15 protein-coding genes and 1 riboswitch are annotated in these 19,445 nt (G+C 42.4%); of the genes, 9 read left to right on the top strand and 6 right to left on the bottom strand.

Translation table 11 applies throughout. The annotated features are described in order from the left end of the window. Positions 1-19 precede the first annotated feature (19 nt). The 3 genes from KFQ09_RS04275 to KFQ09_RS04265 all read left to right on the top strand — a co-directional run bounded on the left by KFQ09_RS04275 (position 20) and on the right by KFQ09_RS04265 (position 1,800). Positions 20-886, top strand: a complete 867-nt coding sequence (locus KFQ09_RS04275) for an AraC family transcriptional regulator (RefSeq protein ID WP_255836048.1) — start codon at positions 20-22, stop codon at positions 884-886. A 14-nt stretch (positions 887-900) separates the two neighbouring features. Continuing rightward, positions 901-1,461, top strand: coding sequence for a GNAT family N-acetyltransferase (locus KFQ09_RS04270; RefSeq protein ID WP_035392472.1), 561 nt, complete (start codon positions 901-903; stop codon positions 1,459-1,461). 63 nt (positions 1,462-1,524) lie between these two features. After that, positions 1,525-1,800, top strand: a complete 276-nt coding sequence (locus tag KFQ09_RS04265; RefSeq protein WP_255836047.1) for a hypothetical protein — start codon at positions 1,525-1,527, stop codon at positions 1,798-1,800. 180 nt (positions 1,801-1,980) lie between these two features. On the opposite strand, the gene KFQ09_RS04260 is transcribed toward KFQ09_RS04265, so the two are convergent. Then, positions 1,981-2,517: a serine O-acetyltransferase gene (locus tag KFQ09_RS04260; RefSeq protein ID WP_017360201.1), complete on the bottom strand. Its 537-nt coding sequence runs from the start codon at positions 2,515-2,517 to the stop codon at positions 1,981-1,983. 387 nt (positions 2,518-2,904) lie between these two features. Between KFQ09_RS04260 and KFQ09_RS04255 the strand changes: the two genes are divergently transcribed. Genes KFQ09_RS04255 through KFQ09_RS04230 form a run of 6 tightly spaced genes read left to right on the top strand, consistent with a single transcriptional unit; the run spans position 2,905 to position 11,215 of the window. Further along, on the top strand, positions 2,905-4,251 hold the full coding sequence (locus KFQ09_RS04255; RefSeq protein ID WP_035392469.1) for an aspartate aminotransferase family protein: 1,347 nt from the start codon (positions 2,905-2,907) through the stop codon (positions 4,249-4,251). Continuing rightward, complete coding sequence (locus tag KFQ09_RS04250) at positions 4,238-5,734, top strand: pyridoxal phosphate-dependent decarboxylase family protein (RefSeq protein ID WP_046343150.1); 1,497 nt, start codon at positions 4,238-4,240, stop codon at positions 5,732-5,734. The genes KFQ09_RS04255 and KFQ09_RS04250 overlap by 14 nt, the downstream gene beginning before the upstream one ends. Beyond that, the gene (locus KFQ09_RS04245; RefSeq protein ID WP_046527334.1) at positions 5,731-7,512 is read left to right on the top strand and encodes an IucA/IucC family protein; all 1,782 of its coding nucleotides are present in this window, start codon (positions 5,731-5,733) and stop codon (positions 7,510-7,512) included. The genes KFQ09_RS04250 and KFQ09_RS04245 overlap by 4 nt, the downstream gene beginning before the upstream one ends. After that, complete coding sequence (locus KFQ09_RS04240; protein WP_008348567.1) at positions 7,509-8,063, top strand: GNAT family N-acetyltransferase; 555 nt, start codon at positions 7,509-7,511, stop codon at positions 8,061-8,063. Before KFQ09_RS04245 ends, KFQ09_RS04240 begins: the two co-directional genes overlap by 4 nt. Then, positions 8,038-9,387 (top strand): lysine N(6)-hydroxylase/L-ornithine N(5)-oxygenase family protein, encoded by a 1,350-nt coding sequence (locus KFQ09_RS04235; RefSeq protein ID WP_255836046.1) that lies wholly within the window; start codon positions 8,038-8,040, stop codon positions 9,385-9,387. The genes KFQ09_RS04240 and KFQ09_RS04235 overlap by 26 nt, the downstream gene beginning before the upstream one ends. A gap of 13 nt (positions 9,388-9,400) precedes the next feature. Next, positions 9,401-11,215, top strand: coding sequence for an IucA/IucC family protein (locus KFQ09_RS04230; protein ID WP_206114273.1), 1,815 nt, complete (start codon positions 9,401-9,403; stop codon positions 11,213-11,215). Positions 11,216-11,260: 45 nt separating this feature from the next. Here the strand turns inward: KFQ09_RS04230 and KFQ09_RS04225 are convergent, their stop codons facing one another. The 5 genes from KFQ09_RS04225 to KFQ09_RS04205 all read right to left on the bottom strand — a co-directional run bounded on the left by KFQ09_RS04225 (position 11,261) and on the right by KFQ09_RS04205 (position 19,292). Next, complete coding sequence (locus KFQ09_RS04225; protein WP_255836045.1) at positions 11,261-12,118, bottom strand: GNAT family N-acetyltransferase; 858 nt, start codon at positions 12,116-12,118, stop codon at positions 11,261-11,263. 97 nt (positions 12,119-12,215) lie between these two features. Next, positions 12,216-13,151 carry an anti protein gene (locus KFQ09_RS04220; protein WP_255836044.1) on the bottom strand — a complete coding sequence of 312 codons (936 nt, stop codon included), beginning with the start codon at positions 13,149-13,151 and terminating at the stop codon, positions 12,216-12,218. Positions 13,152-13,268: 117 nt separating this feature from the next. Next, positions 13,269-16,697, bottom strand: a complete 3,429-nt coding sequence (metH, locus tag KFQ09_RS04215; RefSeq protein WP_255836043.1) for a methionine synthase — start codon at positions 16,695-16,697, stop codon at positions 13,269-13,271. Continuing rightward, on the bottom strand, positions 16,681-18,522 hold the full coding sequence (locus tag KFQ09_RS04210; RefSeq protein ID WP_008348554.1) for a bifunctional homocysteine S-methyltransferase/methylenetetrahydrofolate reductase: 1,842 nt from the start codon (positions 18,520-18,522) through the stop codon (positions 16,681-16,683). The genes metH and KFQ09_RS04210 overlap by 17 nt, the downstream gene beginning before the upstream one ends. Before the next feature lie 78 nt (positions 18,523-18,600). Then, positions 18,601-18,719: riboswitch (SAM riboswitch) on the bottom strand. An 81-nt stretch (positions 18,720-18,800) separates the two neighbouring features. Next, positions 18,801-19,292 (bottom strand): YajQ family cyclic di-GMP-binding protein, encoded by a 492-nt coding sequence (locus KFQ09_RS04205; RefSeq protein ID WP_007499076.1) that lies wholly within the window; start codon positions 19,290-19,292, stop codon positions 18,801-18,803. Between the last annotated feature and the right edge of the window lie 153 nt (positions 19,293-19,445).

Here is a 19,445-nt window from a genome sequence, read left to right as displayed (position 1 = left end):
ACTTCATAAGGGGATGAATATGGGTCCGTTTATTACATTTACTGTACCGCCATTTCCAGTCTATATTGCTTCAGGCAAAGGTGTATTCCACCCAGAAGAACGACATATCTCCAGAATTTTCACCGTATTTGATCTTCTTTATGTCACAAAAGGTGAACTGTGGATCACAGAAGACGAGGTGCCTCATCACGTAAAAGAGGGAGAATATATCATCTTATCACCGGGACTTGCCCATGGTGGACATCTGCCATGCAAAGAAGAAACACTTTATGAGTGGCTGCATTTTTCAATTGATTCATTTGAGTTTACAGATCGGCCGAGAGAACACTGGTTTGACATGAAGCAAAATCAAGCCACTTTTGAAAAAGCAGCAAGCTATGAATTTCGTCTGCCCCGAAAAGGAAAAGTGAAAGGGGAAAGCGTGCTACAGAAGCATCTTTCAGCGATGCGCGCTTTAAATGATGATGCGTCTGAACTTCAGCTCAAAAAGCAGCTTCAATTTGAGGAAATGCTCATTCATTTACAAAAAGAAGCATTTCATATTCCAAGTGCAAAGGAGACTGTCGCTTCAGAAGTGGTTCACTATCTTGAACGTCATTTTACGCAAAAATTACAGATGGAGAAGCTGGCAGAGATTCTCCATTATCATCCTGATTACATGACAAGGTGCATGCAGACCGTGTACGGACTGACGCCGAGCCAGTACATCAATCGACTCAAAATTGAAAAAGCCAAAAGCCTGCTTGCTTCAACGAATGAAAAAATAGCTCTCATTGCAGAACATGTAGGCATTGATGACCCTACTTATTTTTCAAAGCTGTTTCGGCAAAATGAAGGCATGACGCCTATCGAGTATCGTCATCTTGCTAAAAGAACGACAAAGTAAAGGAACGTGAACAGATGAAAGGAAAAAAAGAAGAGATTGTGAGCATACGTCCATTAGACGAAACCGATTTAGAAGTGGTATGGCATTTAAGGTTTAAAGCCCCAGACCAGGCCTATCGAAAGTGGAATGCACCGTATTTTATTGAACATGACATATCGCTTGCTGCATTTAAAAAACGCTATTTACAGGATGATTCTGTCCTGCCAAAACTATTTGGCATTGATGTCGGAGGTGAATTAAAGGGTACAGTTTCTTATTATTGGGAGAATGAACGCACACGCTGGCTGGAGTGTGGGATTCTTATTTATGACTCACGTTTTTGGAATGGGGGCGTTGGAACAAAGGCATTGCGTCTATGGATCGATGAACTCTTTTCACACATTGATATCCCACGCATCGGTCTGACCACCTGGTCTGGAAATGAACGAATGATGCGTTGCGCAGAGAAATGCGGGTTTATCCTTGAGGGAAGACTGCGTAAGGTTCGTTACTATCAAGGGGAGTATTATGATTCGATGCGGTATGGGATGCTGAGAGAAGAATGGCAAAGCCTTCCGAATCATTCATTTGAATAGTTGTTTTTAAGATTAGGAAAAAAGTATAGTAAGATTCAATAAATTGAAAAAGAAGGGTGGCGGATGAATGTGAAATGGATTACAGGTTGGTTTGTATCCATAATAGTCGCAATCTACCTATTCGTTGATGCACCAAAACACGGGAAAAATAAATGGTTATGGGCCATCTTAGGTCTTTTACTCGGGCTCTTCACACTTGGAATATATCTCATTCAAACAGGAAGAAAAGGGTTGGGCTGGACAGTACTGATTGTGTCCATTCTCATCTATGCGATTGCCATCCTCGTCTTTGTCTTGTACTTTCTCATGCTGGTCTTCGGGTACTCCAACGCAAATTAGAGAGTACGGCTGTACATACATCATAGGTGATTTTTTTCACTTCAAGTTGCTACCGATTGATGGTTTGATGGCGCCAAAGCATCTTAGGATAAATGGTGATGGGGCTCGGGCAGGATGATCCTCATGTTTATCCATCTTATTTTATCTCATGTGGCTCACTGCTTTGATCAAGTAAGTCCTTCATAAAGAAGGGCTTTTTTCTTTTATTTTTTGAGCAGGGACACCTGCAATGACAATCCGTTCTTCATGAAAGGAGCGATTCACTACAGCATTTGCTCCGATGGAAATATGATTCGCAATATAAATGTTTCCAAACAGTTTAGCGCCAGGGCCGATCCATACATGATCTCCGATGACGGGCACATCTTTTTCATGATGGTTTTGACCGATATTCACACCTTGATGAATATCACAAAACGCGCCGATTTTGGCATGCTTGTTCACAATCAACAGCCCAGTATGGTTGATTCTGAGCCCAGGTCCAAATACACCAATTGGGATATCAAAGCCAAGCTGCATGCCTTTCTTTTTATGTAAGTAACGATAAAACCATTTGCGTAACGTAGCACCGCTATTCGTATAGTACTCATATTTTCGTAAATATCTTTGATATTTCCAAATATCATCCCCAAGCCACTTTGGTCTTTTTCGATTGATGGCAAGTGCTTTCTGATCTTGTGCCAAGTAGTGGTGAAGGTCATGCTTCGTTAAAATCATCAGATCTCCCTCGATTCCCTTTCGTTTCAGAGAAATTATACCATCATAACCATTTATATCAAGATAAAATAACGTTCATTTTTTGTTTTACTACATTCATTTCATTCGGCCGTCCCGTATCAAACAAGGGAGCTACAACGCATAGAGCAAAAGAACCAGGAGAATTGATTTGTAAATTTTTTCAACATTTTTCATACTCAAACGTTACATCGCCCTTATGGCTGTAGATGTTTGTAAAAAATACACGAAATTACTCGTTAAAAAGAGAATATAGCATTCATATGCTTTTAGAATCATCTTTTTGAATACAATTGACTTTCGTATCTTACATCCTCTAGGCTAGTAAATGAAAATGATAATCTTTATCAATTGGAGGAGTGTTTTATTATGTCCATCAAAACCGTTTCTAAAAATCAGCAATTTTTAGAGCAACAAAGTCAAAGAGAATCTAATGCAAGGTCTTACCCGAGACGGTTCCCATTAGCCATGCAAAAAGCCGAAGGTATGATCGTGACAGATGCAGATGGTAGAGAATTTTATGACTGCCTAGCAGGTGCAGGAACACTTGCCCTTGGTCACAATCACCCGGTTGTTATAGATGCTATTGAACGTATGCTTCATGAAAAAAGACCGTTGCATACGCTGGACATCACTTCAGAGATTAAAGAAGAATTTGTGAATGAGATTTTTTCTCACTTGCCAGAAGAGTTTGCAAAAAGAGCAAAAATTCAATTTTGTGGACCAACTGGTGGTGATGCTATAGAAGCAGCAATTAAATTAGTCAAGACAGCGACGGGAAATCGTTCCATTCTATCATTCCACGGAGCATATCATGGTGCTACGCATGGCACGATGTCATTAAGCGGCAACTTATCGCCAAAGGAAAAAGTACAAGGATTAATGCCAGATGTTCACTTCCTGCCTTATCCATATGAATACCGCTGCCCATTTGGAATCGGCGGTAAAGACTCACATCGCATTTCCAGTTCTTATATTGAGCGTGTATTAAATGATCCTGAGAGTGGAATTCTCCCGCCAGCAGGCATGATCTTTGAAGCGGTGCAAGGGGAGGGCGGCTCCATCCCGGCATCAATTGAATGGATACAAGAAATGAGACGAATCACAAAAGAAAAAGGAATTCCACTTATTATTGATGAGGTTCAATCAGGCATCGGCCGAACTGGTAAGATGTTTGCCTTTGAACATGCTGGTATTGTGCCAGATGTCATTGTGTTATCAAAAGCAATTGGGGGAAGCCTTCCGCTATCCGTTGTGATTTATGACAAAGACTTAGATCAATGGAATCCAGGTGCGCATATTGGCACGTTTAGAGGAAATCAAATGGCGATGGCAGCTGGAACTGCTACGCTTAAATATATAAAAGAAACCAATCTGCTTGATCATGTAGAAGCACTTGGTCAGCGTATGCAGGCCAATCTAAAAGACATTCAAAAACAAGTGCCTGCTCTCGGTGATGTGCGAGGAAGAGGATTAATGATTGGTGTTGAAGTTGTGAATCCAGATGAGAAACAGGATGTGGACGGCAGTTATCCAGCAAATCCAGAGCTAGCCAGTCTCATTCAAAAGAATTGTTTTGATAAAGGCTTAATTGTGGAGACAGGAGGCCGTTTTGGAAGTGTGATTCGATTCTTACCGCCTTTGACCATGACAGAAGAACAGCTTGAAAAAGTCATCACGATTTTTAAAGAGGCAGTTTACGATGCAGTCAACTAAACCATCTGTCGATTCATTATTTATTCAACAAAGCCAGCTTGGGAGGGAGTCCTTCCAAGCGGCTCTCTACACATCCATCGACAGCTTACTGGCAGAGTGGCAAACAAGCAGAGGACCGTATAGCGGAATATTGCCTGGGAAATTAGCGACTCATGTCGAATCGTTATTCCAGATTCAACCGGCTGGTGAATCCATTGAGTCTGTTTTTCAAGATATAAAAAATCACCTTTTACCGCATTTGGTTGATGTGTCACATCCTAAATGCCTGGCACATTTGCATTGCCCACCTCTTATCCCTGCTCTGGCAGCAGAGGTGATCGTAAGTTCCTTTAACCAATCAATGGATTCCTTTGATCAAAGCGGCATTGCATCTTTGGTTGAGGAGGAAATCCTCAAGTGGTTATGTGAAAAGTTTTCTTATGGAGAACGAGCAGATGGGACCTTTACGAGCGGTGGAACCCAATCTAACTACATGGGACTGCTTTTAGCAAGAGATGCATTTTGCGAAAACACTTGGCAATGGAATGTACAGCAGAAAGGGTTGCCGAGTGAGGCAAACCGTATGCGGATACTTTGCTCCAAGAATGCCCACTTCACTGTGAAAAAATCAGCATCTCAGCTAGGTTTAGGTGAGCAGGCTGTTGTGTTAGTTGAGACAGACGAACATCACCGAATGGACCTGCATGATTTGCAGAAGAAGCTTATGGAGCTTAAGGAGCAGGATTTGCTTCCATTTGCAGTCGTGGCGACTTGCGGGACAACTGATTTTGGCAGTATTGATCCTGTACGTGACATATATGACATGGTGAAGCCTTTCGGTTTGTGGATTCATGCAGATGCTGCCTATGGAGGAGCGCTTGTATTAAGCAAAACCTTCCGAGGAAAATTAGATGGCATCGAGCTGGCTGATTCGATCACGATCGACTTTCATAAGCAATTTTATCAGCCGATCTCCTGCGGGGCATTTCTACTAAAGGATAAAAGACATTTTGGTTTGATTGATTACCATGCAGATTATCTCAATCCAAAGGAAGATGAACTGGAAGGCATTCTGCATCTCGTTAATAAATCTGTTCAGACGACGCGCCGGTTTGATGCGCTAAAACTCCTTCTCTCTCTGCGTATGATTGGAGAAGAAGGATTTGCAAGTATCATTGACCATACCATCCATTTTGCGAAAGATGTGACTACGTTGATTGAGAAAAATGAGCATCTTGAGGTGATCAATCCTGATCCAGAAATCAATGCAGTCGTGTTCCGTTTTATGGATGATCATCAAGCAGATGACATCAATAAAATCATTCATCGCACACTTTTCCAAACAGGAACGGCTGTCGTAGCAAAAACAGTGGCCAATGGTCAAACATGCTTAAAATTCACTTTGTTAAATCCGAGAACGACTATTACACATATTGAGGAAATCCTTTCTGACATTGTTGATATCGGGATCGCTCATATTCAATCCGGGAGGGTACTACGTTGAGTCAATATAAACAAATGGCTGAAAATGCAACGATGCAAAGTTTTTTAAACTGTTTTTTACGTGAAACAGGAATTGATCGATCTGCAAAGAAAGAGACAAAAGCAGACGGCTCACTTGTATTTGTAGCAGCATTAGCAAAACAAGATCTTGAGCTTGTCATTCCGATTCGATATTTTTCGCCTGTAGGCCGTCATCTCTTTGATTTTCCCGTTCGCTTTCGCCCGCAAGGTAGTGAGCAACAGGGAACGATCGTTGATTACACCACACTTGTTGCTTTATGTTCAAAGGAACTTCTCATTGAATATGGCCGCACAGATGCAGAGGATGAGTTCATGCTTCGCATCATTTTAAGCTGCCGGAATATTGAACGATTCATCAGAGAGAGAGATGGTGATCGAGCAGCTCTTTCTTCAGCTGATTTTGAATATATCGAAGCGGAGCAGTCACTCCTTCTTGGGCATTTAACGCATCCTACACCAAAAAGCAGACAAGGAATGACAGAAGAGGAGGAAGCTATTTATTCTCCTGAGCTGAAAGGCTCTTTCCAGCTTCATTACTTTAAAGCACATCCGTCAATTGTGCTTCAGGATTCTTCAATTTCACAGTCTGCGGCAAGTCTCATGTTTGAGGAGCTCATGCGCCAGATGCCAGAAGAAAAAGAGAGACTGACGACGTTAACAGAAGGCGGTGAATATGTCCTGATTCCGATTCATCCGCTACAAGTCCAAGTGGTCATGGAGAAAGCGTTCGTCAAGCGTTATATAGAGGACGGGATGCTGACGTATTTAGGGCCGCTAGGATCTGAATACACAGCGACATCTTCCTTTAGAACGGTCTATCAAAAAGACTCTGCGTACATGCTCAAATTCTCTGTCCCTGTAAAGATCACAAACTCTTTACGCGTTAACAAACAAAAGGAACTTGATCGCGGAGTTGAGATGTCTCGTATCTTAAAAACAGAATTAGGCGTTTCTTTATATGACAAATTCTCTGGATTCCGTGTGATTGAAGATCCTGCGTATCTATCTATTCAAGGGGATGAGGCGGAATCTGGCTTTGAAGTCGTCATTCGTCAAAATCCATTTTTGCATCATGAAAAAGGGGCTAGCTTAATTGCAGGGCTATGTCAGGATCATGCATACGGAGGAAAATCAAGGCTTTCAGGCATTATCCATGAATTAGCAGACGCTGAAGGCAGATCAACAGAAGATGTCAGCCGTGATTGGTTCACACAATATTTATCGATTTCGTTAGAGCCGATGCTTTGGCTGTTTGAAACGTATGGTCTTGCCCTTGAAGCCCATCAGCAAAATGCTGTCGTACAGCTAAAGAATGGATATCCGCACACATTCTATTATCGTGACAATCAAGGCTACTATTATAGCGAATCGAAAAAGGATCAGCTTGCGAAGCTTGTTCAAAACTTAAGCGTCAGAAGTGAAACCATTTGTGCAGACGATGTAGCGGTTGAAAGACTGCGTTACTATTTCTTCTTTAATCATTTGTTTGGTCTTGTGAATGGTTTTGGTACAGAGGGGCTTGCAAAAGAAGAAGATTTATTAGCCCTGATTAGAGACACACTGCTTGCGCATGAAGAGACATATGGTGCATCTGAGCTGACGAACAGTCTTCTCCGGTCACAGGAGCTGCCTTCAAAAGCGAACTTACTCACGCGGTTTGAAGATATGGATGAGCTGACGGGTTCTTTAGAAACTCAATCCAGGTACACGTCTGTGTTGAATCCGCTCTTTTTACATAAGGAGGCGCTGATTGGATGAGGCATCGAATTGGGTTCATTCGCGCTGAATATGAACGGGACGTCCAGCTTGTCCACAAGTGGATGCAAGAAGAGTATGTCCACCCATTTTGGCATTTGAATATTCCATTTCCTGCTTTTGAAAAGCACTTTTATCAGGCCATTCATGATCCGCATCAAACCCTTTATTTAGGAACCATTGATGGCACGCCGATGAGCTATTTTGAAGCATACAATGTGAAAGGGGATATCATTGAATCGTACTATCAGCCTTCTCCGCATGATCAAGGCATTCACCTGTTAATTGGAGAGCCAGATTATGTAGGGAAAGGATTTGCGGCTCCGCTGCTTCAAGCCATGACAGCATTTCAGTTTGAGCAGAACAAACGAACAGAAAAAATCGTGGCTGAGCCAGATATTCGGAACGAAAAAATGATTCATGTCTTTGAAAAGTGTGGATTCGAACGTGTGAAACCAGTCACTTTACCAGATAAAACAGGTCTTTTAATGTTTTGTCATCGAGATCGATTTGAAAGGAAGTATAACCATGACGCGGTTCAACAAGCAAAATAATGTAGTGGATGTCATTGGGATTGGCATTGGACCATTTAACCTAGGGCTTGCTGCATTATCTGAAGAAGTAAACGAAATTGACGCTTTGTTTTTTGAAAGAAGTGAAGCGTTCCACTGGCATCCAGGTATGCTCATTGAAGGGACTACACTTCAAGTCCCCTTTTTAGCGGATCTTGTCAGTATGGCGGATGTGAAAAGCAAATATAGCTTTCTCAACTATTTGCAGGAACAAAACCGTTTGTATTCATTTTACTTTCTAGAAGACTTCCATATCCCGCGCAAGGAATATAGTCATTATTGCCGCTGGGTCGCGGATCAATTAGATTCTTGCCGATTTGGCATGAATGTCGAATCTGTCTCCATCGTTGAAAAAGCTGGAGAAAAACGATATGAAGTGCATGTCCGTCATGTGAAAGATCAAACGGTAGAGGTGTTTGAAAGTAAGCATCTTGTTTTAGGTATCGGCACACAGCCTGCGGTACCAGCACCTATTCAGCCAGCTTTAGGGGATCGGGTGTTTCATTCTGCTGATTACTTGAAACGAAAGAAAGAAGGCTGTTTTAAAGGAAAATCCGTGACGGTCATCGGTTCTGGTCAAAGTGCGGCAGAAGTATTCTATGACATTTTATCAGACGATGAGGCGAAGGATATTCATTGGTTTACACGCTCTAAAGGGTTTTTCCCAATGGAATATTCAAATTTGGGTCTTGAGTATTTCTCTCCAGACTATATTGATTTCTTTTATGAGCTTCCGCAACCTAAAAAAGATGCGCTATTAAAGCAGCAAGATTTGCTGTATAAAGGCATCAGCTCAGCGATGATCCGAGATATTTATCACTTGCTTTATGAACGTTCTGCTTGCGGAGAGCAGCTGAACACCGTGCTGCAGGCGATGACGGAGGTCAATTTGATTGAGGAAACGAGGGACGGCTTATCGCTTTCATGCAATCAATGGGTCAAAGAGGAATCCTTTACGCATGAGACAGACATTGTCGTCTTGGCAACGGGCTATCAATCTGTATTACCGCCATTTATTGATCCGATTTCCCATCATATTCAGTGGGATCATCAAGGACGCTTCCAGGTTGAACGTGAATATCGATTGAAAACAAACTCATTAGGTGAAAATGATATTTTTGTACAAAATGCAGAGCTTCATACACATGGAGTAGGCGCACCAGATTTAGGGCTAGGGGCGTACCGAAACAGTGTCATTATCAATGAACTGGCTCGTCGACCTGTGTATCCACTTTATCAAAAGCATGTTTTCCAGACATTCGGTACACATAAACACGCAAATACATTTGAAGAAATCAAAGGGTAAGGAGGATGAACCGATGAGTGTACAAGATGAATTGAAAAAAGCGGTCAATCCTGCTGCTTGGAAAAAAGCAAACCAGCGAATGGTGGCAAAAATGCTGTCCGAATATATGTATGAGGATATGCTGCATCCCGTTCAACTAAATCATCAGGATGGCATCGCCCAATATGAATTAATCATTCACGAACAGAAGAAATATCGTTATCTCGCAAAACCTCGTTTGTTTGATAGTTTTGATACGATTGCGGAATCGATCGAGTGCTGTCAAGACGGAACATGGACAAAGGACGTTAGTGCCATTGTGTTTTTACTAGACATTCAGCCAATCATCCCAATGTCTTCTGAAACAACTGGCCATCTGATCAAAGAGCTTCACCATACCTTGTTAGCGGATGTTCATTTGCTGTCGAAAAAAGCACTTCGTGCAGATGAGCTAACAGATACAGATTATGCATGGATTGAAGGCGAGATGACTGGTCATCCGTGGATCGTCTATAACAAAGGGCGTATTGGGTTCAGCTACGAAGATTACTTAGCCTATGCACCTGAAAGGCAGGAATGTGTGCAGCTGTCTTGGATTGCTGTTCACCGAGAACTTGCGACTTTCCATGCGGTCGATCATGAGAACTATGAGCACATCATTGCCAAAGAATTAGACGAAGTCACGATCCGTCAATTCCAACGTGTGTTAAAGGATGAAGGGCTGAATGCGGCTGATTATTATATGATGCCTGTTCACAAATGGCAGTGGACGCATATGATCATCCAGCATTTCCCCGAAGATTTGGCCATGCGCCGTATTGTGTATTTAGGAGAAGGGCTGGATCAATATATTCCACAGCAATCGATCAGAACTTTTACGAACATCTCAAATAAAGGCAAGCATCATATTAAACTGCCAATGAGTATTTTAAATACGCTAGTGTACCGGGGGCTCCCATCAGAACGTACGGTGATTGCTCCTCGTATTACAGCTCATATTAAAGGAATCGCCGATCAAGACGCCTTTTTATCCGATGTATGCCGCGTGATTTTACCAGGTGAGAATGCGAGTATCAATGTTGATCATCCTTATTACAGCAAGCTACCTGGTGCGCCATATCAATACCTTGAAATGCTTGGTGTCATTTTTAGAGAAAGCATTTATACGTATTTAGATGAAGGGGAGAGCCCTGTTACGCTGGCGGCACTGACTTATGAGGATCATGAAGGTGAGCCTTATCTGAAGCAGCTCATTGAAAAATCGGGTCTGTCAGCAAAAGAATGGATGGCGTCATTCTTCCATGTTGTCATGCCGCCGCTTCTGCACTTTATGTATCAATATGGCACGGTCTTTTCACCGCACGGACAAAATACAATTCTTGTATTAAAAGATCATAAGCCACATCGTTTGGCGATCAAAGATTTTGTTGATGATGTGAACATTAGTGATCAACCGCTGCCTGAATTGGCTTCATTAGAAGAAGATCTAAAGGAAGTGCTGCGTAGTGAGCCGCCTGAGGGTCTTGTACAATTTATTTTTACGGGTCTGTTTATTTGCAATCTTCGTTACGTGTCAAACGTGTTAGACAATCACAATCTGTTAGATGAAACGACGCTTTGGCGCTTGCTTGCAGAAGAAATTCAGCAGTATCAAAAGCAATTTCCACAGCTAAAAGATCGTTTTGCTTTATTTGATCTATTCCAGCCTCAGCTGACAAAGCTTTGCTTAAACCGTAATCGCATGATTGATTACGGCTATGGAGATGGAGATGACCGGCCGCATGCATCAGAGCATGGCAAGGTCACAAATGCACTCGCTCAAGTTCTCTCATCCGTAGGCGAAAAGTAAATAAGAAAAGCTGTAGACAACATCTGTCTACAGCTTTTTGATTTTTTAAGAAAATGCTTGTGAGGCCAGGAAATAGAGAAGCGCAGGATCGTTCTGCTTTTCGTTCCCGCGAATCATCATAAAATGTGCGACGTTTGTTTTCGTAAATCCTGCTTCTACAAGTGATGCATGCAGGCGTTCAGCTGTTTCTTCCTGCATATCTATACGAAAGGCGCCAGAATAAGACGTGAGAAGTGATTGAATGAGTGCTAGCGCCGTTTGTTCATCGTTTGCTGCAAGCGGGCCAATCATCAGATTAGCTGGTGTTTCCACACCAAACGCGAAGCCGGTGATTTCGTGGTGTTCATCCTTTACGATCAGTTTAAATGCTGCTCGCTCCATTCGTTTTATTAAGAAGTTTGATCGATTGGTTCCTGCGCCTTTTTCATCCAGTCTTTCAATAGACGGGAGGTGCGTTTCATCAGCGGGAAAAAGATGAATCTGATGTGACGGATGAAGCGCACTAGGATTTGTTTTTTGTGCTTTGTATGTATGAATATAACCGGCTGTCTGAAAGCCGATTTTTTCATAGACTGGCTGTCCTTGTACAGTAGCCGTTAAAACGACAGGGACACTTGGATCACTATGACGAAGCAGTGTGTCAATCATTTGACGGGCAAGACCGAGGCCTCGATGTGTCTCAGATACAATGACCGCTCCAATTGATGCCACACTGTCATACTGAAAAAGTCCAGCGCATGAAATGACTTGTCCGTCAGTTGTTGTAAAACCGGTAAAATGTCCATTTGTTAAAAGAGATGTGAGCTCTTCCGCATTGTAATCAGGCCAATCGACCTCTTTTGACAATGCGACAAGGTCTGGTATGTCATCAAGGGTTAAAGATCGTTGAATAACGTTTGGCAATACACGCAACTCCTTCTTAGCTGATTTCTCTCTATGTATCGTACCATAAGAACGCATAAGAAAAAGGAAAAGGGGATACCTTTTCCTTTTGTATAGTTTAATAATTGAGGTCACGGTTGTATTCATATTCAAAGGTGAGCTGTAAGTTCTTAATTGAGACAACGCCTACTTTGATTAACCGTCCACCGATCAATTGAGGAACCTCGGTTGCATTAAAAGAAACAAAAAAGCGGTCTTTTGCTGGCACTTGACTTGTTTTATAAGAAGAGATGTCAACTTTTTGACCGTTCCAAGGTACGTTCACTGTTCCGCCTTTTAAGGAAGAGACAGTGAATACATAATTATATGCATTTGTACTGCCTTTTTCAGCTTCTAATGACAGGCCAGTGACAACGGCATCCTGCGGCAAGCTGCTTAAATCAAAAGAAGAATTGGGAGATCCGGCTTCATTGAAACTATTCAATGTGGCAGGTGATCCATATCGTTTCGTTGTGGCTTTTTCAATACTTTTATCAAAGACAATACGATACATGTTGTCCTCTTCATTTAATAATTGCTTTGGTTTGACGGCTAAATAGTAGTCAGTGCTTGCGGCAATTTTCGGCATATGGATGATTTCATTTTGGTTGTTTGTCCGCACAGAGGAAGACACGAGTGACCCGCTCTGATTGTAAAGATAAAGATCAAAATCATTTCCAGCTTTTACATTGACGAGTTTGATAGAAAAGCGGCCATCTGCTCCATCAAATTTAGAGCTGGTGAACCGGTAAAAATCAATGTCATTCATAGAAGAGATACTGCCTTCGTGATATAAATAGGTCTTGTTTAGATGAAGAGAGTGCTGTAAGAATTGAGCTTTTTCCATCGTATCATTGTTTGCATAATCACTGTCTGGATACAGATGCTCCAATTCTTCTGTATAATATTTTGTTTGTTTCGTAGACGTTTCACTTGCTTGAGCAGGTGATTGGAAAAGAGGGCTAGCGATAAAGAGGCCTGTAAGCAATAAAACCCCGATCTTCTTTTTGAACATGACAAACATCTCCTTTTAAGTAAATGACTTTCATTTATAATATCGGTAAATAAACGTATTTTTTCATATATATTCCATTTTTATTTATAAAAAGAACCTCCAATTCAGGAGGTTTTTTTAGTGAACGTTAAAATATCGAGCTTCAGGATGAGAAACGACAATGGCTGAAACGGATGCTTCAGGCTCCATCATAAACCCTTCTGTGAGATGAATCCCGATTTTTTCTGGCTGCAGCAGATGGAATAGTTTTTCTTGGTCTTCTAGATTAGGGCACGCTGGATAGCCAAAGGAATAGCGCTGACCTTGATATTTGGCTTGGAACCTTTTCTCCATCGTGAAATCGACTGGGTCTGGGAATCCCCATTTATCACGAATTACTTGGTGCGTTCGTTCAGCCAATCCTTCTGCAAGCTCAAGTGCTAAAGCTTGGACCGCATGCATTTTTAAATAGTCACCCTCTTGTTTAAATTGCTGCGCAACCTCTCGTATGCGGGCGCCAGCCGTCACTGCAAATAAGGCGATATAATCTTTCTCGTTCTCTCCGCTTTTCCGCACATAATCAGAAATAGACCGGTACGGAAGTTTTTCCTGTCTTGGAAATTGGAATGTCTCAATGACGCGGTCAGGCGCTTCTGGATCATAGATATGCAGGTCATTCCGATTTGAATTGGCAGGGAAGAATTGATAGACGAATGCAGGTGCAAACCAGTTTTTCTCTCTGCCTTCTTGAAGAAGATCTGTGATCAGCTGTTTTAACTCCAATGCTTTTGGATGCTGTTCAGCCAAGAGCTTTTTGACCTTTCCTTTTAAACCGAGATGATGGCCGATCAGCATTTGCTCATTGACATAGGGCATAATGTGGTGCAAATCAATATCCCGAACATAATGGCGTTTCGTATTTTCTGGCGTGAAAATGACTGCCTCCGGAAGTGTCGCGCGTTTTTCTAGTAATTCAATCACGGCTTTTGGCTGCGTTGTTTCTTTTTCCTTATGGAGTGTTTCTTGATCCTCTAAGGGTTTTGTTTGAAATTGAAGAGGGTTCGTTCTTAATTCATTCGCTAAAGACAGGCCGTCCATTGCATCTTTGGCGTAAAGGACGGGGCCATCATATTGAGGCGAAATTTTCATCTTCGTAAACTTCCGTGAAAGCGCCGCGCCGCCCACCAAAATGGGAACAGAGATGTTTGCTTTTTGTAAATCTTGAGCGGTCAAGACCATTTGCTGTGCTGATTTGACAAGTAAACCTGATAGTCCAATCATATCTGGCTTTTCTTTTTGCACCGCTTCAATCAATGTTTGTGGGGTTACTTTGATTCCGAGATCGACGACGTGAAAGCCATTATTGCTCAAAATGATGTCGACCAGGTTTTTCCCTATATCATGGACATCTCCTTTGACGGTGGCGAGGAGAATCTTCCCTTTGCCGCTTGCGTCCTTTTTCTCCATAAATTGCTCAAGGTATGAAACAGATGCTTTCATGACCTCAGCGGATTGAAGCACTTCAGCTACAATCAATTCGTTTTGATTAAAAAGGCGCCCAACCTCTGACATTCCCTGCATTAATGGTCCATTGATGATATGAAGAGGTGATTCAAATTTCTCCAAAGCAAGGGCAAGGTCATCAATCAGGCCTTCTTTCGTCCCTTCGACGACATAGAGTGCCAGTCTTTCATCAAGCGATAAGGAGATCTTTGGTTTTTTCTCTGTTTTCTTTTTCCCGCGATAAAATTGTGTGAACTCAGCAAGGGTTTGATCATTTGTTTCATAAAGTAAAGTTTCAGCCAGCTTGATTTCTTCCTTTGGAATTGAAGCGAAGCGTTCAAGCTTTTCAGTATTCACGATCGCATAATCAAGCCCTGCTTTGACGCAGTGATACAAATAAACGGCATTCAATATTTCTCTACCAACTGGCGGGAGTCCGAAAGACACGTTACTAATGCCTAAAATGGTGAGACATTCAGGCAGTACTGCTTTGATTCGCTCAATGCCTTTAATCGTCTCTTCAGCAGCACCAATATACTGTTCGTCTCCAGTACCTACTGGAAAGACAAGCGGGTCAAAAATGATATCACTCGCAGGGATTCCATATTTTTTCGTGAGCAGGTCATGGGATCTTACGGCAATTTCAAGTTTTCGATCTGCTGTGACGGCCATCCCTGTTTCATCGATTGTTCCAACAACAAGTGCGCCGCCATATAGCTTGACAAGCGGAAGAATCTCTTCAAAGCGCTCTTCTCCATCCTCTAAATTAATAGAATTAATAATGGCTTTTCCTTGAGAATACATGAGTGCTTTTTCGATGACATGTTTATCGGTTGAATCAATGACAAAAGGAGCTTTCACTTTTTTCATGGCTTCTTTTAAAAAGCCTTCCATGTCTGCTATCTCATCACGATCAGGGTCTGCTAAACACACATCAATGACGTGAGCGCCATTTTTCACTTGAGCACGGGCAATTTCTGCTGCCTCTTCAAACTTTTGTTCTGCGATGAGCCGTTTGAATTTGCGCGAACCAATGACATTTGTGCGCTCACCAACAAAGAGGGGGCGCATCGCTTCTTCATAAATGAGGGGCTCGATTCCTGATACGGTATGCGGTGATGACTCATGCGACATGCTGCGGGGCTGAAGCGGACGTACTTCATCTGATAATGCCTGAATATGTGCAGGCGTTGTACCGCAGCAGCCGCCGACGATATTTAACCAGCCTTCTTTTGCAAAAGCGGCGATTTTTTTAGCAAGCGAACCAGGGGATTCGTGATATTGCCCTTCTTCATCTGGGAGACCAGCGTTTGGATAGCAGCTGACAGCCGACTTTGCGATGGAGGAGAGTGTACGGATATGGTCTGTCATAAATTCTGGACCAGTTGCACAGTTTAGTCCGACGCTGATTGGTTTCATATGCTCAAGTGAGATATAAAAGGCTTCAATATCTTGACCGGCAAGGGTAGTGCCCATCGGCTCAATCGTACCTGACACCATCAGTGGTAGCTCAATACCGGTTGCGTGAAAGGCTTCTTGAATGCCTTTAAATCCAGCTTTGACATTCAGCATGTCTTGACTCGTTTCTAAAAGAAGAGCATCACATTTCCCATCAATCAGGGCGCGGGCTTGTTCTTCATAATTTGCAACGAGCTCTTCAAACGTTGTGCCGCCTGTTACGGATAATGTTTTTGTAGTGGGCCCCATTGCGCCTACTACAAAGCGGGGCCATTCTGGTGTCGACAAACGGTCTGCTTCACGCTTTGCCAGCTGAGCTGCTTTTACGTTCAATTCATAGGCGAGGTGGCCAAGTCCATATTCATCGAGAACGAGCTTCGTCGCACCGAATGTATTTGTTTCAATGAGGTCAGCACTTGCCTCTAGGTATTGCCGGTGAATCGTGGAGATAATGTGAGGGGCTGTGACGTTTAAATATTCGTTACAGCCCTCATACTCTTCTCCACCGAAATCCTCTGCTGTGAGATCGGCGTTTTGAATCATTGTGCCCATTGCACCGTCAAGGACGAGGATGCGTTTTTTGAGCTGTTCAGTGATAGTTGGCATGGATGTTTGGCTCCTTTTCTTTCTGATGGATGTAAGTTGTCAGTTCTGCTGTTAAATCTGATCGAAGGAAAGGGGTAATTAAATAGATACCATTAAACAATTCGCAAGCTGTATCTAATAAAGAGCGGGCAATCGCTAACCCTTCTGTCCGCTGCTTTTCTTTATCTTCGCCTGCCTTGGCCATAATCTCACGAATCGAGTCAGACAATTTAATGCCGGGAATTTCATGATGAATAAACTCTGCGTTTCGGCTGCTTGTTAGCGGCATAATACCGATGTAAATCGGTTTATCCAAATGTCTGCTTTCTTCATGAATCTTCACAAGCTGTTCCTCAGAGTAAACAGGTTGTGAAATAAAATAATCGGCACCGTATTCGATTTTCTTCTCGAGGCGTTTGACCGCTTTATCAATATGACGGACATTTGGATTAAACGCGCCAGCCACTGAAAAATTGGTCTTTTTCCCGAGCGGCTTCCCAGAGAAAGATAGTCCCTCGTTAAATTGTTTGATCAGACGGATCAAATCAAAGGAGGTTAAATCATACACAGATGTCGCACCTGGGAAGTCTCCAATTTTAGACGGATCGCCTGTGATGGCTAAAATATCGGTTAGTCCAAGCGTGTCCAGCCCCATTAAGTGGGATTGGAGTCCAATCAAATTGCGATCACGACATGTGATATGGACAAGTGAACGCATATCAAGCTGCTGTTTTAATAAAGCGCCGCATGCCACATTGCTAATACGCGGGGTAGCTAGAGAGTTATCGGCCAGCGTGAGGGCATCAATGCCAGCACTTTTTAATTCGTTCGCTGCGACAAGGAATTTTTCAAAGTTCAGCTTCTTCGGCGGGTCCAGCTCGACGATAATCGAACGTTTTTTCACAGCCAGCTCGTCAAGACCTGGTTCTGTCCGTTGATCTTGGATGGAAATGATTTCTTCTTTTAATACTTTCACTTCTTTTTCGGTGATAGGTGCTAAATCTTTGACCGCCTCTGCCATGGCGCTTATATGCTGAGGGGTTGTTCCGCAGCAGCCTCCAATGATTCGTGCGCCCTGATTTCTAAACTCAAGTGCACTTTTTCGGAAATAATCATTATCTGTATCATAGACGAGTCTGCCTTCTTCAAGGGAGGGAAGACTGCTGTTTGGATAGACAGATAAATGCGAATTTTGCAAAAGTGGAACGCCTTCAAGTGCCTGAATCATATGATAAGGGCCCAGCCGGCAGTTAATGCCGACAACATCAGCGCCAAGTGAGGATAATTCAGATAAACCGTCTTTTAGCGGTGTACCGTCCTGCAATACACCTTGCTCATGCATGGAGACGTTCATGACAATTGGAAGCGCTGTTTCTTTGCGCGCTATCTCAAGCACGGCCTTTGCTTCTTCAATATCGTAATACGTTTCAAGCAGTAATCCATCAGGCTCTTCATTTAAAAGGATATAGAGCTGTTCTCTAAAGCTCCGTTTAATCTCGTCTAAAGAGTAGGCATTTTTGTTAAATGTTCGAATGCCGCCGATCGTTCCGAGGACATAAGCTGAGCCAGCGGCTGCTTTGGCAATTTGTACAGCTTTTGTGTTAATGCGTTTTGTTTCTTCCTCTAAGCCGTAGCGGGATAGTTTAATATAATTCGCACCGTATGTGTTCGTTTGAATAATGTCCGCTCCAGCTTGCACATATGCCTCGTGCACTCTTTTGACTTCATCTTCTTTTGATAAATTTAATTCTTCAAAGCAGCGGTCAATGCCATAAGAGTATAAAAGTGTTCCCATTGCTCCATCAGCAATCAGTACGCGATTTTGTAAGTCTTGTAATAGGCCCATTGGTTTCCTCCTTATTTCTATGTAACAAAAAAAGCCTTCTGATAAGAAGAAGACTTTTTGGCTGTATTGAAATTCTTCTCCTTATCTTCCAAGCAGTTGCTTGCTGGATTTAGCACCTTGGTCATAGAAAATAGATTTCTACTACACCGGTTGCTGAGGCTTCACAGGGCCAGTCCCTCTGCCTCTCTTGATAAGAAAGCGATATGAACATGTCAATGAATTGAACTTCCATCAACTGTATCGAAAAAATCGGAAATAATCAATGGAAAATTTGAAATTTATCGAAAATTTATAAATTGGACGTCAATCGGTAAATCTGCCTTGCGCATAAGCGCAATCACTTCTTGTAAATCATCTTTATTTTTTCCTGTCACACGCACTTGGTCATCTTGAAATTGCGACTTTACTTTTATACCAGATTGTTTGATCAAGGCATTGATCTTTTTGGCATTGTCCTTATCAATCCCGCTAATCAGCTTTGCACGCTGGCGAACGGTTCCACCTAGGGCATGTTCTGTTTTTCCGTAGTCAATGTTTTTAGTCGGTACGTTTCGTTTAATCAGTTTTGTCACAAGGACATCCTTTAGCTGCTCCAGCTTGAAGTCATCATCAGAAATGAGAACGAGTTCTTCTTTTTCTAGTGAAATATCACTTTTACTTCCTTTAAAATCATAACGGTTTTTAATTTCTTTCAGTGCTGCTTGAATGGCGTTTTGCACCTCTGGCAGCTCCACCTTCGATACAATATCAAATGAACTTTCTTTTGCCATCACATATGACCTCCAACTATAGATATTGCGTCTATTTTATCATGCCCATAGGGGAAGAAGAAACTTTATCGAAGAGAGTTCAGATGTATGCGGTATAATTCAAGTACAGTTTGTCCACTTTAGCTAACAGAACTAGAGATGTTCATGATGACA

The organism is Bacillus sp. FS02, from assembly GCF_024398395.1.
Taxonomy (GTDB): domain Bacteria; phylum Bacillota; class Bacilli; order Bacillales; family Bacillaceae; genus Bacillus; species Bacillus altitudinis.
Note: the sequence above shows the minus strand (reverse complement) of the source record. Positions and strands in the feature narration are given on the sequence as shown.

Coding starts and splice junctions, on each gene's coding strand:
- KFQ09_RS04220 (WP_255836044.1), bottom strand. CDS start 13,151: ATGTTCAAAAAGAAGATCGGGGTTTTATTGCTTACAGGCCTCTTTATC.
- metH (WP_255836043.1), bottom strand. CDS start 16,697: ATGCCAACTATCACTGAACAGCTCAAAAAACGCATCCTCGTCCTTGAC.
- KFQ09_RS04240 (WP_008348567.1), top strand. CDS start 7,509: ATGAGGCATCGAATTGGGTTCATTCGCGCTGAATATGAACGGGACGTC.
- KFQ09_RS04210 (WP_008348554.1), bottom strand. CDS start 18,522: ATGGGCCTATTACAAGACTTACAAAATCGCGTACTGATTGCTGATGGA.
- KFQ09_RS04270 (WP_035392472.1), top strand. CDS start 901: ATGAAAGGAAAAAAAGAAGAGATTGTGAGCATACGTCCATTAGACGAA.
- KFQ09_RS04235 (WP_255836046.1), top strand. CDS start 8,038: ATGACGCGGTTCAACAAGCAAAATAATGTAGTGGATGTCATTGGGATT.
- KFQ09_RS04250 (WP_046343150.1), top strand. CDS start 4,238: ATGCAGTCAACTAAACCATCTGTCGATTCATTATTTATTCAACAAAGC.
- KFQ09_RS04265 (WP_255836047.1), top strand. CDS start 1,525: ATGAATGTGAAATGGATTACAGGTTGGTTTGTATCCATAATAGTCGCA.
- KFQ09_RS04230 (WP_206114273.1), top strand. CDS start 9,401: ATGAGTGTACAAGATGAATTGAAAAAAGCGGTCAATCCTGCTGCTTGG.
- KFQ09_RS04205 (WP_007499076.1), bottom strand. CDS start 19,292: ATGGCAAAAGAAAGTTCATTTGATATTGTATCGAAGGTGGAGCTGCCA.
- KFQ09_RS04275 (WP_255836048.1), top strand. CDS start 20: ATGGGTCCGTTTATTACATTTACTGTACCGCCATTTCCAGTCTATATT.
- KFQ09_RS04260 (WP_017360201.1), bottom strand. CDS start 2,517: ATGATTTTAACGAAGCATGACCTTCACCACTACTTGGCACAAGATCAG.
- KFQ09_RS04255 (WP_035392469.1), top strand. CDS start 2,905: ATGTCCATCAAAACCGTTTCTAAAAATCAGCAATTTTTAGAGCAACAA.